We start from the raw sequence: 18,104 nt of genomic DNA on the forward strand, positions 1-18,104 counted from the left end.
CTGTGGCAATGTGGTTAGCGACCGCCAGCAACTGATCATGTCTGCGGTGGTCTGATGTTGCTGATGGCCTCGCGCCATATGACATACCGTCTGTTGGTAGTGCTTTCCGCCTGGTTTCTCGTCGGCGGGGTGGCGTGGACGGACTTGTGCGATTTGAATGACGAACTTCAGCCGCTCCCGACGGGTATGACGCAGGTCATCGAGCCCGATGTAGACGAAATCAAACATGGTGCCGTAGAAGCAGATCCGTTTTCGCGCCTGCCTGGGCAAGCGCCCGCTCTCGTGCCCTTACGGCGTCCGCCGTCCGCCGTTTCCACCCAAGCGCTTTCCAAAAGGAGCGAGTGCCCGCTCTATCAGCGTCTCTCTACCTATCGGATCTGATCGTCTTTTCCAGGACAGCTCCAGGCGGTTCTTGAGACTCGGCGCCTTCAGGCGCGGAGAGCGGCCCGCGGCTGCTGAATAGGCGCAACGCGATCCGCGAAGGGCTCTCCATCCGTACCCGACTCGGGTTCAACGACCATCTGCATCTGATGGGAGGTCCGATCCATGCTCGAACGGCTGTTGCAGTTCGCTTTGACCCAACGCGTCTTTGTCTGCTTTGCCGGATTGCTTCTCCTCGGCGGGGGGTTATACGCGTTCCACCTGCTGGACGTCGTCGCTTACCCGGATCCCTCACCGCCGATGGTCGAAGTGATCACGCAATATCCCGGTTGGTCGGCCGAGCAGATGGAGCGAGCGATCACACTACCGATTGAAATCGCGTTACAAGGGATGCCCGGGTTGACCGACATCAGATCGCTATCGATCTTCGGGCTCAGCGATATCAAGGTCTATTTCGCGTTCGGGACCGACTACTTTCGCGACCGACAGGAGGTGCTGAACCGGCTCCAGCTCACGGCGTTGCCGCAGAACGTGCAGCCGACCATCTCGCCCTGGTCGGCGATTGCCGAAATTTATCGGTATGAGGTGGTCGGGGACGGGAAGAGCCTCACGGATCTCAAGACGATCCAGGACTGGCATATCCGCCGGGAGTTCAAGCGCGTGCCCGGCGTGATCGATGTGACCACGTTCGGGGGGACGACCAAGGAGTACCACGTCGATCTCGATCCCGGCGCCTTGCTGAGTTACAACGTGACCCTCGACCAGGTTATTGAAGCGCTCAGGCAGAGCAACACGGACGTGGGGGGCAATTACCTGACCATGGGGTCACAAAGCTTCAACGTTCGCGGACTGGGTCTGATCAGAAATCTGGACGATATCGCGGACGCCGTCGTCACGGAAAAAAGCGGCACACCGGTGTTCATCCGAAATCTGGGACGGGTGAGCCTCGGGCACCGCGTTCGGCTGGGGAAAGTCGGGATCAATGACCGCGACGATGTGGTGGAAGGCGTCGTGTTGCTTCAGCGCGGAGAACGCGCGACTCCGGCGCTGGAGCGGGTGCACCGAAAGGTGGAAGAGCTGAACAGCCGAAAACTACCGCAGGGTGTCGCGATCAAGACTTTCTATGACCGGACGGTGTTGATCCGCACCACCATCGAAACCGTGGTGGATATTCTTCTGGCCGGAATCCTGCTGGTGTTCGTCATTCTCTATGTCTTTCTGGGACACTTCCGGACGGCGGTCATCGTCGCGCTCACGGTACCGGTGGCCTTGCTGTTCACGTTCTGCCTCATGGTGATCCGCGGCGATTCGGCCAACCTGATCTCGCTAGGCGCGATCGATTTCGGGATCATCGTCGACTCCACGCTGATCATGGTCGAAAGCATCTTCTCGCACTTGTCTCGCAGGCGGGGCCAAGGGCTGACTGTGCCGATGCACATTATGCGGGCCGGACGCGAAGTCGGGCGCCCGATCTTTTTCGCGACGGCGATTATCGTCGTCGCGTTCATTCCGCTATTCACGATGACCGGCGTACCGGGGAAAATCTTTGCACCGATGTCGCTGACCTACGGTCTGGCGCTGAGCGGGGCGCTGCTGATGGCATTCACGCTGGCTCCGGCCCTGTGTTCGCTCCTTCTCGATGGTCCCCTGCGGGAAGAGGACACGTGGGTCGTCAGCGTTGTTCGGCGCGCGTACTTGGTCAGCCTGCGGTGGGCGCTCGATCATGAGATTCTGGTCATCGGCGTCGTGTTAGGCGCTCTCGCCCTGACCTTGGCAACCGTTCCCTTGATCGGCGGCGAGTTCATGCCGGCTCTGGAGGAGGGCAATATCTGGATGCGGGCGACGATGCCAGTGGATATCTCGTTCGAAGAAGCGGCTCACGTTGCGACGGAGATTCGGTCGATCTTCAAAGCGGTTCCAGAAGTCGTCGACGTCGTGTCTCAGCTCGGCCGTCCGGATGATGGCACCGACCCGACGAGTTTTTTTAACGCTGAATTCCTGGTGACATTAAAGCCGCGCAAGGAATGGCGAACCGAATTAAAGTCAAAAAGAGAGTTGATCGAAGAGATCGAACGGCAGTTGGCTAGCATTCCAGGTGTGACGTTCAACTTCTCTCAGGCCATTCAAGACAATGTGCAGGAGGCAATGTCCGGCGTCAAAGGTGAGAACGTTGTGAAGGTGTACGGAGCCGATCTGAAGGTGCTGGAGTCCGTCGCGACGCAGATCAAAGGCGTCATGCAGCAGGTGCGGGGGGTGAAGGATCTCGGCATCTTGCATCTCCTCGGGCAGCCCAACCTGGTCATCGAGGTGGACCGACAGGAATGTGCGCGTTACGGAATCAAGGTCGGCGACGTGAACGATGTGATCCAGGCGGCAATCGGCGGGCAAGCCGTCACGCAGGTCTATGAAGGTGAAAAGTGGTTCGACCTGGTCGTCCGGTTTCTGCCGGAGTATCGGCGGGACGAGGACACGATCGGCAACATCCAAGTGAGTACGCCAGAGGGCGCAAGGATCCCGCTGAAACAATTGGCGACGATTGCGGAACAAACCGGCGCATTCATCGTCTATCGGGAAAACAACGAGCGGTACATCCCCATCAAGTTCAGCGTGCGCGGCCGCGACCTGGAGAGCACGGTCCACGAGGCGCAGAAGCGCATCGCCGCGGCAGTCCGGCTGCCGGAAGGCTATCGAATCGAATGGCACGGGGAATACGATCAACTCCAAGAGGAGAAACTGCGGCTGGCCAAGGTCGTGCCCATCACCCTCCTGGTCATTCTGTTCTTGGTGTACTTTGCGCTGAACTCATTCCGCGACGCCCTGCTGGTTCTCTTTGCCGTGCCTTTCTCACTGGTGGGCGGCGTGTTGGCGCTGGTGGTGACAGGGACGAACTTCAGCATCTCCGCCGCCGTCGGATTTATCTCGTTGTTCGGGGTTGCCGTCCAAGGTGCGCTCATCCTCATCAGCCGCATCCGCGATCTTGTCCAGGAAGGCCATGATGTCCGGACGGCGATCCTGATGAGCGCCGAAGCTCGAATGCGGCCGGTCCTGATGACCTCGCTGGCCGCGGCGATCGGGCTGCTGCCCGCAGCGATGGCCACAGGGATCGGCGCGCAGTCTCAACAACCGCTCGCCCGTGTCATAGTCGGCGGGATGCTGACGTCGCCGGTTCTGATTTTGGTGGTGCTGCCGGTCCTCTCTCAACTGCTCCATCGAGGAGAACGGAAGGAGGGATGACGGCGTTTATTGCCGGTTCCGCAAGACTTCAGCGGTAGCGTGTGTGAGAAGGGCTTGTCGGAAAGAAGCCCGCGTGAGAGCGGGAGACCCTCACGCGGGATGGCTGCGTTCATTTACTGTGAATCCGTGTGGACGGTGGAAGATTCAGGAAGCGGGGCGGGGATGGTATCTGTCGAGGGCTCGGCTGCCGGGGGCAGGCTATCCATCAACAAGGCAGATCCGTCTGTTAAAGTTCCGGGGGACGTGACAGTGTGACTTGCGTCGAGAGCGGGCGCGTTAGTAGCTCCAGCAGAGGCGGCCATGTGTTCCTGGCCGATCTTGCGGAGTTCCAGATGCACGCGCCGATTCATGCGCTGGCAGACGTCGCTGGTATCAGTGCACAGCACTCCCTCCTCTCCAAGGCTCACGACTTTCATTCGGTGTTCGGCCACCCCGGCGTTCAGCAGGGCAGCCTTCACGGTTTCCGCCCGCTTGAGGCCAAGCGTCTTGTTGTAGCTCGCTGAGCCGTGTTGATCGGTATGACCCTGTACAAGGACGCCATACTCGGGGTTGTTGTTCAGAAACGCAGCCTGCCACTGGAGCAGCGTCTTGCCTTCGTCGGTCAGGCCCGTGCGGCCCACCTCAAAATAGATGTCGGCGTGGAGGATGTCCGAGGCGGCGCTTGCGGCAGGGATGGATGGGGCCGGCTCAGGCAGGGGCGGGGCGGGTGTCCCGAGCGCGTTGGAGACCTGCGCGGAATCCGGCTTGCCCGTCACGCCTGGCGTGGTAGACACGCCCGGCGGCGAAAAGATCCAAAAAGAGCCAATAATCACGGCCAGAATCAAAACGACCCCGGCCACGATGGAGATATCTTTCATGTCCTTGCTCGGCCCAACAATCGCGGGGGTGATGCTGCCGGACGTGACTTGTGAGGGAGTGGGTTTTTGCATGGTCGATACCTCCTCCAATGAGCGGTCAATGGTTAAAGCGCCTTCGGTCATGAGTCACGCGAAAGCCGGCCTTCGGTGAGCCGTCACCTCCTTTCCAACCGGTCCGCGAGCTGTTCAAGACGAGAGATCGCTTGAGCAACGGTGGTGCCGCTGCCTTGGGAGGGTGTAGGAAGCTAAACGAGCAGGAATCTCGCGAAGTTAAAAAGAGAGAACGAGTTGGAGATCAGGGAGAGTCACGCGGGACACGCATCGCTGTGCGGGGATATCCCCGCATGAGCGCGGGGCAAGGCGGCTTCACTTCGGCTCTCTACAGGCATGCAGGAAGGATTGAGCGGTCTTCCGGCTCCTATGTGGGTGCGCATCTGTTGGCCGCCTGGCTGGAACTTTTCAGTGCCCTCTTCATAGGGAAGGGCTCTTCAATCGCTTACGAAGGGCGCGATAAACTGACCCATTTCGTCGTTGTCAAGAGCCAATTCATCGAAAGTCTTCCGATTGCCATAAACCCCGGGGCGGTTTGCGAAAGACCGCTCACCGCGGTTCGTACTCTACGTGCCGCGTCCCGAACTCCATCACCGGGAAGCTGTCTGCGGTCGATGGGAAGCGGACAGCAGTCTGTGTCAACCGCTCAAAACACATCCCCACAGTAGTTGCGATACTCGCGGTCTGTGCAACGCGCTCGAACCTCGGTCGCTGGCGGAATGCGCTGGGATAAAATCATCTCCCGAATACGGTCCAGCGACGCGAATGTTTCAGCTCTGAGTTCGCCGGTCAGATCAACGGGCTCGATCCGATTCCCTGGAATCAGGTAGAGGAATCCACGAGCAACCGAACACTGATAGGCTTCTTCGACCAGCATGGCGTACCCGCACAGTTGCAGACGATGGTTTGATCGCGCAGGCCCTGTCGTCTCCTTGAAATCGACCGGGTACCAGCCCGACGACGATTCGATCAGCAAATCCAGCTTGCTGGACAGCCCCAGTGTGTCAGAAGTCAGCCACACCTGAAAATGACGCCGGCCGTCAAGCAGCCCATAGCGGCGCACGCCTCGACGTCGTTCCAACTGATCCAACTGGATCTCGGCCGCTTTGCCATGCTCCATCTTGAACGTGGCCTTTCGCTCGACCGGCATGACGTACTGGTAATACACGACACGCGGGCAATAGTCATACTGTTTCAGATCGTTCACCCGGAGCATCAGTTCGGGCTGATTCGGACTTGCTGCCGGTATCCTCATTCTCGATTCTCAAACTGACCGTCACATCCTTCTGGCAAACAGGCTGCAGGAGGATCTTCCCGGCACAGCCTCCTAACGTGTCTCCAAGCCGGAGAAAGAGTTCCTCGCGCTTATTACGTGTGAGCAGGCCGCAAAATGCGCTGAACTGGATACGCTCGAGCCCATAGTCTTTGCAGACATCGGCGATCTTCGAACGAACGCCGTCGTCGGGAATGTCGTACAACATATACGTGGTCAGTTCCTCTGCAGACACCGATCCTGTTACCACTTGAAGGTGCAGGGACGATAACCACCCTCTCGACGCAAGAACGCACACAGATTCCGCGCCTGCATCTGGATGATGGACTTGATCTGATACTTCTTGCCTTTCACCGTTTCATTGGATTCCAGGCGTTCCAGGATCTTGGCCGCATACCGCGAACAGGTCTCCTCGTCCAGCATGCCGGCCTTCAGCGTGACGGCTTCGCCCAGGTTGAGATGCGCGATGACGGTCCGATCCACCACGGGCTGCCGGAATTCCTCGACCAGATCTAGAACCAGCGACGGCTTGCTGGGCCGATCCACGTGCAGAAATCCGGCAAATGGTCCGGGGCGAGCGGGGGCGGGTCGGACCTGCTCGACATGCGTGGGGCTGACAGTCGTGCAGGAGGGCTGCGAGCACTGCCGCTCTTGTGACGGGAGCTGTTGCGAGCAGTGGCGGCGCGTGAGCAGGGGGATGGTCTGGATCAGGCCGTCCCCTTTTATTTTGGGATTGAACGGGGCGGCATATGCCTCGCGCCGATACCGTTTATGACTCGTCTCCTGCAGTCCGCTCAAGTCGGCGATTGATCGTTTCCACAAATTCACGGGCCGCAGCAATCCCGGCCCATGCCTGCTCGTCTGTAATCACCACCAAGCCATAGTCGCTTTCGGCTCTGTCCTCAAAGCTCTCACGAAGGAGGGAAAAGAGCCTTGGGGGAACCTCTCCGGTCTTGACGAAGTACTCATTGAACGCCGCAATGGTCGCGGAGTGTGTGGATCGACGAATACCGCGGGACAACAGGAGGGCTTGTGCAGCGTAGAACATGGCGTAGTAGGCAGTCGTGAGACGGCAAAGTCGCTGTCGCCATCGCGAAGCAGTCGTTCTGCTGCCAGGAGACTCCGTCAGGCTTTGTCTAAGAGTTCGTGGATTTCCTTCCGGCTCGGACCGGGATGCCCTCTTCCCGGATATTGCGAAAGACCGAGAAGTCCCCGCGTTCCTCGTGCATGCGCTGGTCCACAATCAAGAGGGAAAGGACGATCCCGCTTTCGCGCGACCCCTCACGAGCCGCACGGCGAAGTCGCTGCTTCTCCGCAAACGAGAGATGCTCCCGTTCAACCTCCAGGAGGACGTCCATATCCGAGTCAGGTTCGGCGTCGCCTCTGGCTCGCGACCCGAAGAGGGTCAGCCGACACGCCCAGTCGGGGAACTCGCAGCTGACTCGCACCTGGAGTTCTTCAAGAACCGCGCGTTCGACTTCCGGCAAGTCCTGAAATGTTTTCATTGGCTTCTTCTTTTCAGCATAGACCACACCTGAAGATCATCGCTGACGGTGCGTCACGCGCAATCACAGAAAAGGAAAGATGGAGTTCGAGGGCTCGCTTCGCAAGCCGTCATCCGTGATCGGGACGCGGGCTGCGGGAACGGACAACGGTCCCCCATGTCGCGCGTGAGCCCGGTGTTCCAGGGAACACGCCTCTTCACAAAAGCTCATGCCGCTTAGCACCGTTCGTTGCTGTCCGGTCACGTCCATCGCGCTGTTCTTGTCCAATCAACGCTGCCAGGCTATTCCGCGGTGAGGTGAAAAGACCCGAAGAGCGAGATGTCTAGAAACGTGACAGATGGCTTCGTCAAGTTTGAGTCGACCTACCATCCGCGATCCGCTGCATCCGCCATAGCACATCCTGTGGCGGTGCGCGATCATCCCCCAGCAGGTGTTCGAGACCTGCACGCATGGCGCGTCGCTTCGCGTTCACTCGGCGGCCATTATAGAATGCCCACTTCATATTGCCCATGGCCCCACACCGCGTACTTCCCCACATGGGTGTATTGGCCAAGGATCAGCAAGGGGAGACACGCTGCGAGTGTCCCCTCATATGTCGCGTCACCGACGAAGCCGCCCATGCCGTGCGTCAGACCGGTTTTCCAGGAGCGGCGGCCGCGATCCTCCCATCTGATGTGGCTGCTCATGGTTCGGACTGCTTCAGCTCGCTCGCCGAAGGCTTTGAAATCCACATGTAACGAAGCGGTCGCAGGAGAAATGCGCAAGCGCGTTGACGCGGTCGCGCAGGCGTTTGATCACATGGTGAAAGTCCGGCCGTGTCACGATCGTGCCGTGAACGTTGAGAAGCGTCAGAGTGAGGAAGCGCACGGTGCACCGTTGGCCGGAGCAGGGACACCGTGGCTTGTTCTTCGCCATTCGCTGCTGGCTAGCTGCTAACCACTCAGCAGCGAGGCGTCGGCAGTGCTTATCCGTGATGCGAAAGGGCGAGGGACGGACGGCGTTGTCGTGGCCTGAATAGACCTCCGCGACAGCGTTCCCGTGTTCATTGAGCAGCGACACCCGCGCGATCCGGTACCGGCCTCGACCGAGCCCGATGCCTTGGTCGCCGAGCTCACGGAACGTGACCAAAAAGTAAGGGAAGTAATCGAGCGCTTTGCCGATGAGGATTACGTCGAACGACAGAGCGTTTCCGGGCTGGGCGGTCGTCTGGTGGCCGTTCGGAGGACGGAAGACGAATGGTCGGGGAATATCCTGGTTCAGGCTGAGCCGATCCGCCCCCGGCGGCGGGCTGGGCTCGAAGATCTGTCCGTAGGGACAGACGTCTTTCAGACGGCAGGTCTCTCGACAGTCGGTCGGTGTGGGGCAGACCAATCATCTCTTGAACGTGGTGCCGAACGCGCCGCGGAGAGTGTTGCCGGGATTGCGTGGGTGGAGCGCCAGCCGATTGTCGGGTTCCAGCACGAAGCGAAACCACGCAAGGGAAAACGCCTGCAGCATGAGGTTCTTGGGATCGGCTATCCCAGCGGTGAGGGGGTATGCTCCCCGGTCGTTTTTGCGCAGAGGCTTACGCCATTTCCTTGGGGAAAGCAACCCAGCTTATGGGAGAAAAGTGAGAAAAGAGAGAAAATGGACACTTCTTGTAGGAAAAAGCTGACATGCCTTGAAACGACCGGCTGCTAGACGTAGGCCAAGCTCGACCATCGTTTTCCCGCGGCTCGCCTTATGCTCCGTGGGTCTTCACCGATGCCGGCGTCTGCGCGAAATGCCACCGGATCAGGGTCTCGACGGCACGAAAGTGGCGGTCAGGCAGGTTCTTGAAGCGCCGTTGGCAATCGAAGAGGGCTTCTTCCGCGGAACGGAATTGTTCGATGGTTTTGATCAGATGTCCGTAGTAGTCCGCCAGCTTGAGTTCGACGGTCCTCGTCAGGGCCGGATCGCCAGCCAGCGCGAGGGCAGCCTTCGTCTGATCACCGCCCGCATCCACGAGAGCCTGGAACCCTAGGCCCTTGAGCCGCTGCGTGACGGTGCTGCGGTCGCATTTCAGCGCCTTCGCCGTGGCCTGCATGTCGAACCCCTGGCGGCGCAGACCGGCCAGCACGGCGGCATCGGTCAGAGGCTCGTCCGCCGACCGATCGAAAGCGTGTTCGCGGCCGGGTGACCAGGCTTCCTCGACAGCCAGCCGGAGATCCGCCTCGGTGATCACCGGCCCCTCGGCCAGCGCGACGGCTTGTTCCAGGCAGTGGCGCAGCTCGCGGATGTTGCCCTTCCACTCGTGGCGCTGCAGCGCGGCCAACGCCTCGCGCGAAAGCCGCATCCCCTCGCGGCCCGCCTGCGCGGCGGCGGTGTGGAGATAATGGTCGGCCAGGAGGGGAACATCGTCCAGGCGTTCCCGCAGGGGCGGCAGCCGCAAAACCAGTCCCTTCAATCGGAAATAGAGGTCCTCGCGGAACCAGCCTTCCGACGCCCCGCGCACCAGGTCCTTGTTGGTCGCCGTCACGATGCGAACGTCGACGCTGGTCAGCGTGGTGGCACCGACGCGGTAGAACGTCTGGTCTTGGAGCGCCCGAAGCAGTTTGCCTTGGTGGTCCAGGCGCAAGTCGCCAATTTCATCCAGGAACAGCGTGCCCTGGTGGGCCAGTTCGAAGTAGCCTTTCCGCTCGCTCGTCGCCCCGGTGAAACTGCCCCGGACATGGCCGAACATTTCGCTCTCGAAGAGGTCGGGGGAGAGGGCCGCCATGTTCACCGCGATGAAAGGCTTGCCGGCCCGGGAGCTGAGCTGGTGCACGGCGCGGGCGAACAGTTCCTTCCCCGTGCCGGGCTCACCCAGCAGGAGGATCGAGAGCGAGGAACGGGCCCCCTTCTTGAGGTCGCGAAACAAGCCGAGGACCACCGGATGCCGCGTGATGATGCCGAGTTGTTCGCATTCCTGCCGCAGACGCTCCTGCTCTGCGTCGCTCAAGCGGCTCCGGTCCGATTCGACCGCCTGGAGGTCGCTCCATTCGCGTTCCAGTTCGTGCAGACGTTTTCGGGCCGCCGCTTCCTGGGATCGGGCTTCGGCGAGTTCCACGCGCAGCGCGTCAGAGGCCTTGGCCAGCTCGGCTTGCCGGCCGGTGGATTGGGCGATGGCGGCGCGGGCGGCCTCCAAGTCCTCTTCCAACCGTTCGACGACGTTTTCCCGGCGAATGAGCGCCTCACGGACGGCAACCGATTCCTGCTGGATGCGCCGCATCTCCTGCTCGACCAGCCGGAAGCACTGTCCCGCTGACACATGACTCCAAACGGTGATGCCGCTGAACACCAGGAGCGTTGCGGAGAAAGGGACGACGAGAGGCAGCAGCCATCCCCACGCCGCCAACATCATGAGCAGCAGTGCCCCGTAGCCGAGCATCAGCCCTGATACGGTGAGAAGCCCCTTCCACCCCTTGAGGGACAGCAGCGTCCTGGCGGCCAGACTGGAAAGGGCTAGCGACAGGATCATCTGCCACAGGGAAGAGACCGGCCCGACCCACTGACGGGTCAGCAACGTATGCAGCACATGCGCATGGATGAGTCCCGGTGTGATCGGGTACCCGGTTGGCGTCGTCCCAAGCGGTTCGCCGGAGGAATTCGGCAAAAGCAGGACAACCTTGCCGTCTACCCATCCTGCAAGCCGTTCCCGGTCTCCTAGATCGACGGCGTCCACGAGCGTCGCGAACGACAGGGAAGAGAACGAAGAGGTACGTCCGTCGCCGGCATAGTTCACGAACAGCCGTGACACCGAACGAGCGGGGATTCCCAGCGCTTCCAGTTGCTGCGTCGTCGACCCCGCCAGGCTGATTTCTACGCGGTCCCGATAAAAGGCTGTGGCCAGTGCGAGTCCAAAGGCGGGAATAGCGCGATCTCCCATCGAGAGGTACAGCGGGACCTGCCGAACGATGCGATCGCCGTTAGGCAGGGCAAGCAGATGGCCCACGGCGTAGGCCTGCTGCGCGAGCGGCGGCATGGCGTCCAGCAGCCTCGGGCCGGTGGGGAGCTGGATTGCGATGTCTGGGGTGATGGTCGGCCAACTGGTGTGGGTCCACGAGGCCACACCAACGGCCTGAGCTTCAGCGGGGAGCGAGGAGTCAGCCGCCGGGAGAAACGTCAGCGGATACACGACGGTGCCAGCTTCCTTGGTCGCTTCCGCCAACAGCGCGTCGCTGACCGCACCGCCGAGGTGGGGTGGGCTGGGGGCGGTGATGGGCAGCTCCACGCCGATGACGGCCGCGCCGGCGTCATGGAGCGCCGTGACGAGTTTGGCGATGAGCGCGCGGTCCCACGGACCTGTGCCGAAGCGCTCCTCGCTCGCGCGATCCCTGGCTATCAGCACGATGGAGCGGCTGGCCGGCACCGAGGCGCGGAAACGCAGCCACGCGTCGTAAGGGCTCCATTCCCATGTCGTGAATGCGGCCGGTGCGGTCTGCCAGAGAAGCCAAGCGGTGAGGCTGGCCGCCAGGCCGATCGCGAGCGCCTGGAGCGCGGAAGATTCGGCAAAAACGGTGCGGGCGCGGGGACTGAACGACATGGGGATCATTGAGCCGGCGATGACTTCTGGCCGGGCTTTGTGTCCTCCGGCATTCGTTTGCGCTCGCCCTTGGAGAATCCCTTCAACAGGGCTTTCGCCTTAGCGCCGTCAGCAGAGACGCCGAGCCCCTTCGCGTAGATGCGGGCCAACACGAGTCGGGAGCGGGGCAACCCGGCCGCGGCCGTCGTCTGAAAATAGTTCAGAATGCGAACGTCATAGGGTGGCACCTGCCCCTCAATCCCTTCTTCATACAGTTTCTCGAGGAGAGACTGTGACGGTTCATGGAGCACGTACGCCTCTCGAATCAGGACCGGAATTGCCTCCTGAGCCCGGTCCGCTTTGAGCAACGCAGCTCCGACGCTCTCGGCCTCGTTGGGACGAACGAGATCCGGGAAGTCCTGCTCCAGCGTCGCCAGATATTCCTGAAAGGCCCGCAGCGCAATCTGGGCCTCTTTCTGCGCACGAGATCCTTTCGAGAGCGTTGCCTGTCGCAATTGCGCCAAGGCCTCGCTCGCCTGGCTCATGCCCTGTTCCGCTGCGCGCACCCACCAGGTAATGGCCAGCAGCAGGTTCTTTGGCACGCCATGCCCGGAGCGGTAGGCGCTGCCGAGGAAGTACTGCGCTTTGGGCACGCCGCTGCTGGCGGCAATTTGCAATTCTTCGGCCGCCTCGGCGTCGCGGTTCACCAATTTCAGCACCAGGCCCAAATGATAATGTGCGTCGGGAAAATCCGGTTTGAGCTTCAGCGCCTCGCGGTAGGATTGGATGGCCGCGAGAAAATCCCGCGTGGTGTAATGGATCGTGCCCATGTTGTAATACGCTTGCGCGAGGCCAGGATTCAGGCGCAACGCTTCCTGAAACTCGGCCAGGGCGGTCCGCCAATCCTGTTTAATCAGGAGCGCCGTCCCGAGACCGACATGAGCCTGCGCGAGGTCGGGCTGCAGCCGTGTCAGCACCCTGTACTCTTCGATGGCGCCCTCCACATCGCCAAACTGGTAGAGCGCGTCGGCAAGTTTCAGGCGGGCTTCCACGGCATCCGGTTTAAGGCGGACCGCCTGGCGAAGCTGAGCGATCGCCGCGGACAGGTCGCCGGCGGCCCATTCGGCCAGACCCAATTGAAACCGGATGTCGAACGCGTTCGGTGCGGCGGACACCGCCTGGCGCAACGCCTCGATGGCTTGCTCCGGCTCGGCCGGGGGTTCGCCGGACGGAGTGTCCCGGGTAGGGACAGAGGTCTCCGAGGCAGGGCCGGCTGCGGAACCTTCAGCGGCGGGCGATTCGGTTGGGGGCGGCGTCGGCTGGTTCTGTGGGGTGTGTGGCGAGGAGTCCTGGGAAAATGTGGAGGTGACGGGAAACAGTGCGAGGACGACAAGCGGAGCCCACCGGCGTTTCATATGGTCCCGCGATCCTCCCGATGACGTGTCGGACCCGCGAGCATTATACCACTCGAATCCGCGACGGCCTCGGTCGCGCCGCGTCCCTGTCTCAAAAACCGCGAGCAGCCGGTCGTGAACAGCCAAGAGTGATTCGTTGCTCCTAAACGCTCACTGATTTTGGGGCGTGGACGAGAGGCTTTCGATGATCAACTGCGCTTCTTCTTTTGGGAGGCCTTTGAGCAAGGTCTTCACCCGCGCGTGGTCTCGGGGGACTCCCAATCCCTTGGCATAAATGCGGGCCAGGGCGAGCCGTGAATGGGGCAGTCCTTCCGCCGCCGTCGTTTCCAAGTACCGGAGGATGCGCGGATCGTAGGGAGCCAACCGCCCTTCAACGCCTTCTTCATAGAGGCGTTCCAGCAGGTAGTGGGAGACCTCGCCTAGCGCATAGGCCTCGCGGATCAAAACTGGAACGGCGTCCTGCACGCGGCCCTGCTTGAGCAAGGTCGCTCCGACCCCTTCCCCGTCGGTGGAGGGCGCGAGGTCGGGAAAATCCAGCCAGAGATCGGCGCGGAAGTCTTCGAAGGCCTGCGCCGCCGCTGTCGCGTCCTTGGCGTTGCGGGACCCTTTCTCCATGGCCAGTCGGCGCAACCGGGCCAACGCGGCGTTCGCTTCCTCTACGCCTTGTTCAGCCGCCAGGAACCACCATCCGATGGCTCGGGCCCAACTCTTTTTGACACCCTGTCCGGACTGGAATGCGTTTCCGAGCAGATATTGGGCTTTGGCGATGCCGTCACGGGCCGCAAGCAGCAGTTCGTCCACGGCTTCGCTGTCGCGTTTGGCTTGTTTGAGAGTCAGCCCCAGGCGGTAATGGGCGTCAGGATAGTCGGGGTTAAGCTTCAACGCGTAGCTGTAAGCCTCGATCGCTGCCGGCCAGTTCTTCAACGCGAAGTAAGCGTTTCCCAGGTTGTATTGGGCCTGGGCCGAGTCGGGAGCCAGGCGAAGGAATTCCCTCAACTCCGCGACCGCCTCGCGCCACTGTTGTTTGGCCATCAAAGCCACGGCTAAGTTGAACCGGGCTTGCATGTGGTCCGGCTGAAGCCGCAGCAGCGCGCGATATTCGTCGATCGCGCCCTCGAACTCGCCGGCGCCATACAACGCGGATGCCAACGCGAAGCGAGTTTCAGCCAATTCTGGTTGGCGCCGGACGGTTTCCCGGAGATCGCTGATCGTCCTCGTCTGGTCGAGGACTGACGGCGCCGGCCTGTTGGGGACGGGTTCACTTGTCGTCGGCCGGCTTTGAGCGGTCTGGGCGAAGGCGGGTCCATGAAGGGCTGAGAGCGCGCTAAGCACGACAAGAAGTGTCACCGGAACTGATGGGCTGGCCATGAAGCCGGGCGTTGTTCTGCGAGGCATGGCAACAACACACCATATACCAATCCCACCGGATGCGGCAACGAGAGAGGCGCGCGGCTCCGCCTGTGCGGGCCGTCGACCCGCGCAGGCTCGGCAGGTCGAGCGCCGTCATGGTTTGGCGGCGCCGCGCCATTCCTCCTCGGTGATCACGCCTTTCTTGATGAGCAGCTCAATCAGCTTGTCCAGCGAGTTCTTGACGGATGGTGAAGTCGTCACCGGTTCGGAGAGTTTGGGCGCGGCCGGCGGGCGTTTGAGGCCCAGCACGCGAAAGGACGGCGTGAAGACGATCAGGTACTCTTTGTTGCGCAGCCGCACCGTGACCGGTCGGCTCTCGGCCTGTGGGAGCAGGTCCGGTCCGGAGCTGGCTGGAACGCGGAAGTAGGGTTTGCCGTCGTCGGTCTCTCCATCCTGTCCGAGGATTTCGAATCGGCTCAGAAATGAGTCGCCCTTCAGGGAATCGCGATCTTCGCCGGCGAGGTTGGTGATTTTATCCAACACCACCACCAGGGAGTCGCCGATCAGCGGATCGGGCGACAGGTTCTTCACGCTGACGTCGTACCGGTATTCGCTTGCGAAATTGTCCCGCCCTTTCAGCGTCACCACGGCGGTCGCCCGGCCGGTGAGATCGGTCAACTGATCGAGGGAAGCGGCGGCGAACGCGTGGTGGCGATCGAAGAGCCCGAACGCCGTCGGCGCCGTCCAGATCAGCCATCCGGCTGCGACGATCGCGGCGTGTGGGGTGCGTCTTGCCCGACGAAGTGTCTTCACGATTACAGCTCAGCATAGCAAAGACGCCGAGCGGGATCGAGCGTTTCGCGAGTTCGTCGCCTTGACACTCCGTTCGGGCGGGGGATATTCTGCCCGCCGTCTGTCTACGACGACTGATCGTCTCATGCGGAACGCATTGCCTCGCCGAGTGCCGCTCCTGGTGTCTCGCGCCCTCGCGACCGAACTGCTGCGCCTCTACGATTATCCGGATCCGCGTCGCCGCGGCCGGATGATTCGCGGCTATGACCGCCCTCATGCGCTGCGGACAGCCCGCATGTGCGCGGCGGTCGCCCAACGGTTGGGTCATGCGCCGGAGCGGGTGAAACACTATCAGATTGCTTGTTTGCTTCACGATCTGGGACGGGCGGGGCTCGACCGCGCTCTATTCGGCCGCATCTGGTCTTGGGCGAAGGCACGCGGCATTCCAACCAGGCCGCGCGAATGGCGGGCCGTCCATCCCGAAACACGGTACGGCCGCGAGACGGAAAGCTTCCTCGCGCGCTATCGGCAGCCGCTCGAGGACGCAGGCATCCGCATGGACGGGTGGGCCTGCGAGCAGGTGGAGATGCGGCTCGGCTACGCGCGCCGGCTCACCCGTCGGTTGCGTGAGGTCATGCCGCGGCTCAAGAAGCTCGGTGTGCGGTGGTTGCCTTGGATGAAGCAGGTGATGCTGTACTACTACTATCCAGAAAAACTGGCGAAGGCGCGGCCGTGGGTGCGGCAGTTGGCCGAAATCCTGGTGGCCTGCGAGCAGTTCGAAGCCTACAGCAATCACCGGCGCGGCCGCGACTACTACGTGCGCACCAAGGAGACACTGGCCGAGGCCTTCGCCTATCTCGATAAGTTGCAACGCGAAGGCCTTCTCAGCGCGCCGGTGGTCGGGAGCCTGCGGCAGCTGGTCGCCGAAGGGGCGTTCGACGACATTCTGAAAGAGGCGCGTGGCCGCGGCTTGACCGCCGCCGAGAGACGTCTCGTGCGAAGCGTTGCCTAGGAGAACCCTAGCATGCCCGTGAAAAGCGTCCCCTTGCGCGTCAGCATGCGCGGAGACTCGCAGATCGAGAATATTACCAAGCAGGTACAAGAGGCATTGGCGAGCACCGGGCTCCGAGCTGGCATCCTGACTGTGTTCATCAAGCACACCACCGCCTCGATCATGCTCATCGAGGACGAGCCCGGCATCCGCGCCGACACCAAAGCTATCTGGGACCGCTTGATCCCCCCCAGCCCGGCCTGGCAGCACAACGCTAGGAACCCCGGCGAGGACAACGGCCACAGTCACCTGCGCGGCCAAATCCAGGGACCGTCGGTGGCGATCCCGTTCAACGACGGAGCGATGACGCTTGGGACCTGGCAACAGATCGTCGTGATCGACTTCGATACCAGGCCGCGCACGCGGGAATTGGTGATTCAAGTGGTTGGAGAATAGCGACGACGTTTCCCGATCGCGATGAAAACCTCCACGCTCGCTCTCGTTGTCATTCTCGCGGTCGCCGGGCTGGTGACCGCTGCCGTGGTTCGCACGGAGTGGGGCAGGCCGCTGGGGCCGAACTACGACGGCCCGGAAGGCCGTCCGCGTCCGGTCACTCCGCCGCCGGCCGAACTCGGCGCCGATGAGCGGGCGACCATCGCGGTGTTCGAGAAATCCGCCAAGTCGGTCGTCTTCATCGCCAACACCGCCATCGAGCGCGACCCTTGGTCGTTCAATCTTTTTGAAGTGCCGCAGGGCTCGGGCTCCGGCTTCGTCTGGAACAAGCAAGGCCACATCGTCACGAACTTTCACGTGGTGTACGGCGCCGATGCGATCACGGTGACCTTGGCTGATCAAACTGAATACAAGGCGCGGGTGGTCGGCATCGATCCGGACCATGATCTGGCCGTCTTGCAGGTGCAAGCACCGGAATCGGCGCTTTGGCCGATCGCGGTGGGCAGTTCCGGCGATCTGCGGGTCGGGCAGAAAGTGCTGGCGATTGGCAATCCCTTCGGGCTGGACCATACGTTGACCACCGGCGTCGTGAGCGCGCTGGGTCGCACGATCAAGTCCATGACCAACCGGACGATCGAAGGCGTGATCCAGACTGACGCGGCCATCAACCCTGGCAATTCGGGCGGACCGCTGCTGGACAGCGCCGGGCGGTTGATCGGCGTGAACACGCAGATCGTCAGCCCCAGTGGCGCATTCGCGGGCATCGGCTTTGCGGTGCCGGTCGATACGGTCAATCGGATCGTGCCGGAGCTGATCAAACACGGCCGGCTCATCCGCCCGGGCTTAGGCGTGTCCTTGGTGCCGGATGCGATCACCCGACGCTGGGGGATTAAAGGGTTGGTCATCGGCCGGGTGCAGCCCGGCGGGCCCGCCGCGCGCGCCGGTTTGCGCGGGGCCCGCGAGACCTTCAGCGGCCGCATTGAGATCGGCGATGTGATCGTGGCTGTGGATGGGAAGCCGGTCGAGGTCGCGGACGATCTTATGGCGATTCTGGAACGGCACAAGGTCGGTGACCAGGTGACGCTGGACATCCTGCGCGGCAACCGCCGTCAGCAGGTTGTCGTCACCCTGCAAGCGGTGAATTGACGCTCCCGCATGTCCGTTTGTTCTGTCATCTTCCGACGAAGAGGCGCAGCGCGCGAGCTGCGGCGGCTGAGCGGGCGACGACAGTGTGTTAAGATGACCGCATGGATGGATCGAGCGGATGGCGAGTCTGAGCT

The 18,104-nt window shown here is 61.9% G+C and carries 17 protein-coding genes; 5 read left to right on the forward strand and 12 right to left on the reverse strand.

Annotated features, from left to right (window positions below; translation table 11 throughout):
• Nucleotides 1-54: 54 nt before the first annotated feature.
• Together ACWHTU_RS03865 and ACWHTU_RS03870 are read left to right on the forward strand one after the other, a co-directional pair.
• The gene (locus tag ACWHTU_RS03865; protein WP_447861806.1) at nucleotides 55-381 is read left to right on the forward strand and encodes a hypothetical protein; all 327 of its coding nucleotides are present in this window, start codon (nucleotides 55-57) and stop codon (nucleotides 379-381) included.
• Between the two features lie 165 nt (nucleotides 382-546).
• A complete protein-coding gene (locus ACWHTU_RS03870; RefSeq protein ID WP_447861808.1) occupies nucleotides 547-3,615 on the forward strand; it encodes an efflux RND transporter permease subunit in 3,069 nt (1,022 codons plus the stop codon).
• 113 nt (nucleotides 3,616-3,728) lie between these two features.
• Here ACWHTU_RS03870 and ACWHTU_RS03875 read toward each other — a convergent pair whose 3' ends face one another.
• The 12 genes from ACWHTU_RS03875 to ACWHTU_RS03930 all read right to left on the reverse strand — a co-directional run bounded on the left by ACWHTU_RS03875 (nucleotide 3,729) and on the right by ACWHTU_RS03930 (nucleotide 15,401).
• Nucleotides 3,729-4,544 (reverse strand): OmpA family protein, encoded by an 816-nt coding sequence (locus ACWHTU_RS03875; RefSeq protein ID WP_447861810.1) that lies wholly within the window; start codon nucleotides 4,542-4,544, stop codon nucleotides 3,729-3,731.
• A 625-nt stretch (nucleotides 4,545-5,169) separates the two neighbouring features.
• Complete coding sequence (cas4, locus tag ACWHTU_RS03880; RefSeq protein WP_447861811.1) at nucleotides 5,170-5,739, reverse strand: CRISPR-associated protein Cas4; 570 nt, start codon at nucleotides 5,737-5,739, stop codon at nucleotides 5,170-5,172.
• Nucleotides 5,708-6,004: a CRISPR-associated endonuclease Cas2 gene (gene cas2 / locus ACWHTU_RS03885; protein ID WP_447861813.1), complete on the reverse strand. Its 297-nt coding sequence runs from the start codon at nucleotides 6,002-6,004 to the stop codon at nucleotides 5,708-5,710. The genes cas4 and cas2 overlap by 32 nt, the downstream gene beginning before the upstream one ends.
• Nucleotides 6,005-6,039: 35 nt before the next feature.
• Nucleotides 6,040-6,618: a CRISPR-associated endonuclease Cas1 gene (locus ACWHTU_RS03890; RefSeq protein WP_447861814.1), complete on the reverse strand. Its 579-nt coding sequence runs from the start codon at nucleotides 6,616-6,618 to the stop codon at nucleotides 6,040-6,042.
• Nucleotides 6,566-6,844, reverse strand: a complete 279-nt coding sequence (locus ACWHTU_RS03895; protein ID WP_447861816.1) for a HEPN domain-containing protein — start codon at nucleotides 6,842-6,844, stop codon at nucleotides 6,566-6,568. Before ACWHTU_RS03895 ends, ACWHTU_RS03890 begins: the two co-directional genes overlap by 53 nt.
• 88 nt (nucleotides 6,845-6,932) lie before the next feature.
• A complete protein-coding gene (locus ACWHTU_RS03900) occupies nucleotides 6,933-7,301 on the reverse strand; it encodes a nucleotidyltransferase domain-containing protein (protein WP_447861818.1) in 369 nt (122 codons plus the stop codon).
• A 482-nt stretch (nucleotides 7,302-7,783) separates the two neighbouring features.
• Nucleotides 7,784-7,987, reverse strand: a complete 204-nt coding sequence (cas6, locus tag ACWHTU_RS03905; protein WP_447861820.1) for a CRISPR system precrRNA processing endoribonuclease RAMP protein Cas6 — start codon at nucleotides 7,985-7,987, stop codon at nucleotides 7,784-7,786.
• 13 nt (nucleotides 7,988-8,000) lie between these two features.
• Nucleotides 8,001-8,672, reverse strand: coding sequence for a hypothetical protein (locus ACWHTU_RS03910; RefSeq protein ID WP_447861822.1), 672 nt, complete (start codon nucleotides 8,670-8,672; stop codon nucleotides 8,001-8,003).
• 349 nt (nucleotides 8,673-9,021) lie between these two features.
• Entirely contained in the window at nucleotides 9,022-11,844 is a 2,823-nt protein-coding gene (locus tag ACWHTU_RS03915) for a sigma 54-interacting transcriptional regulator (protein ID WP_447861824.1), read from the reverse strand.
• Between the two features lie 5 nt (nucleotides 11,845-11,849).
• Nucleotides 11,850-13,238: a tetratricopeptide repeat protein gene (locus tag ACWHTU_RS03920; protein WP_447861826.1), complete on the reverse strand. Its 1,389-nt coding sequence runs from the start codon at nucleotides 13,236-13,238 to the stop codon at nucleotides 11,850-11,852.
• Nucleotides 13,239-13,388: 150 nt separating this feature from the next.
• Nucleotides 13,389-14,633, reverse strand: coding sequence for a tetratricopeptide repeat protein (locus tag ACWHTU_RS03925; RefSeq protein ID WP_447861828.1), 1,245 nt, complete (start codon nucleotides 14,631-14,633; stop codon nucleotides 13,389-13,391).
• A gap of 108 nt (nucleotides 14,634-14,741) precedes the next feature.
• Nucleotides 14,742-15,401, reverse strand: a complete 660-nt coding sequence (locus ACWHTU_RS03930) for a hypothetical protein (RefSeq protein ID WP_447861829.1) — start codon at nucleotides 15,399-15,401, stop codon at nucleotides 14,742-14,744.
• Between the two features lie 124 nt (nucleotides 15,402-15,525).
• Between ACWHTU_RS03930 and ACWHTU_RS03935 the strand changes: the two genes are divergently transcribed.
• From ACWHTU_RS03935 to ACWHTU_RS03945, 3 genes are read left to right on the forward strand one after another with little or no spacing between them, the layout of a single operon-like run.
• Nucleotides 15,526-16,392 (forward strand): HD domain-containing protein, encoded by an 867-nt coding sequence (locus ACWHTU_RS03935; RefSeq protein ID WP_447861831.1) that lies wholly within the window; start codon nucleotides 15,526-15,528, stop codon nucleotides 16,390-16,392.
• A 12-nt stretch (nucleotides 16,393-16,404) separates the two neighbouring features.
• Nucleotides 16,405-16,827 carry a secondary thiamine-phosphate synthase enzyme YjbQ gene (locus tag ACWHTU_RS03940; RefSeq protein WP_447861833.1) on the forward strand — a complete coding sequence of 141 codons (423 nt, stop codon included), beginning with the start codon at nucleotides 16,405-16,407 and terminating at the stop codon, nucleotides 16,825-16,827.
• Between the two features lie 21 nt (nucleotides 16,828-16,848).
• On the forward strand, nucleotides 16,849-17,970 hold the full coding sequence (locus ACWHTU_RS03945) for a S1C family serine protease (protein ID WP_447861835.1): 1,122 nt from the start codon (nucleotides 16,849-16,851) through the stop codon (nucleotides 17,968-17,970).
• The last annotated feature ends 134 nt before the right edge of the window (nucleotides 17,971-18,104 follow it).

The organism is Nitrospira calida, assembly GCF_976986435.1.

What these genes read in the sequence shown, in the direction of transcription:
- ACWHTU_RS03865 (WP_447861806.1), top strand. Translation starts at nt 55, where the DNA reads ATGTTGCTGATGGCCTCGCGCCATATGACATACCGTCTGTTGGTAGTG.
- ACWHTU_RS03870 (WP_447861808.1), top strand. Translation starts at nt 547, where the DNA reads ATGCTCGAACGGCTGTTGCAGTTCGCTTTGACCCAACGCGTCTTTGTC.
- ACWHTU_RS03875 (WP_447861810.1), bottom strand. Translation starts at nt 4,544, where the DNA reads ATGCAAAAACCCACTCCCTCACAAGTCACGTCCGGCAGCATCACCCCC.
- cas4 (WP_447861811.1), bottom strand. Translation starts at nt 5,739, where the DNA reads ATGCTCCGGGTGAACGATCTGAAACAGTATGACTATTGCCCGCGTGTC.
- cas2 (WP_447861813.1), bottom strand. Translation starts at nt 6,004, where the DNA reads ATGTTGTACGACATTCCCGACGACGGCGTTCGTTCGAAGATCGCCGAT.
- ACWHTU_RS03895 (WP_447861816.1), bottom strand. Translation starts at nt 6,844, where the DNA reads ATGTTCTACGCTGCACAAGCCCTCCTGTTGTCCCGCGGTATTCGTCGA.
- ACWHTU_RS03900 (WP_447861818.1), bottom strand. Translation starts at nt 7,301, where the DNA reads ATGAAAACATTTCAGGACTTGCCGGAAGTCGAACGCGCGGTTCTTGAA.
- cas6 (WP_447861820.1), bottom strand. Translation starts at nt 7,987, where the DNA reads ATGAGCAGCCACATCAGATGGGAGGATCGCGGCCGCCGCTCCTGGAAA.
- ACWHTU_RS03915 (WP_447861824.1), bottom strand. Translation starts at nt 11,844, where the DNA reads ATGTCGTTCAGTCCCCGCGCCCGCACCGTTTTTGCCGAATCTTCCGCG.
- ACWHTU_RS03920 (WP_447861826.1), bottom strand. Translation starts at nt 13,238, where the DNA reads ATGAAACGCCGGTGGGCTCCGCTTGTCGTCCTCGCACTGTTTCCCGTC.
- ACWHTU_RS03925 (WP_447861828.1), bottom strand. Translation starts at nt 14,633, where the DNA reads ATGCCTCGCAGAACAACGCCCGGCTTCATGGCCAGCCCATCAGTTCCG.
- ACWHTU_RS03935 (WP_447861831.1), top strand. Translation starts at nt 15,526, where the DNA reads ATGCGGAACGCATTGCCTCGCCGAGTGCCGCTCCTGGTGTCTCGCGCC.
- ACWHTU_RS03940 (WP_447861833.1), top strand. Translation starts at nt 16,405, where the DNA reads ATGCCCGTGAAAAGCGTCCCCTTGCGCGTCAGCATGCGCGGAGACTCG.
- ACWHTU_RS03945 (WP_447861835.1), top strand. Translation starts at nt 16,849, where the DNA reads ATGAAAACCTCCACGCTCGCTCTCGTTGTCATTCTCGCGGTCGCCGGG.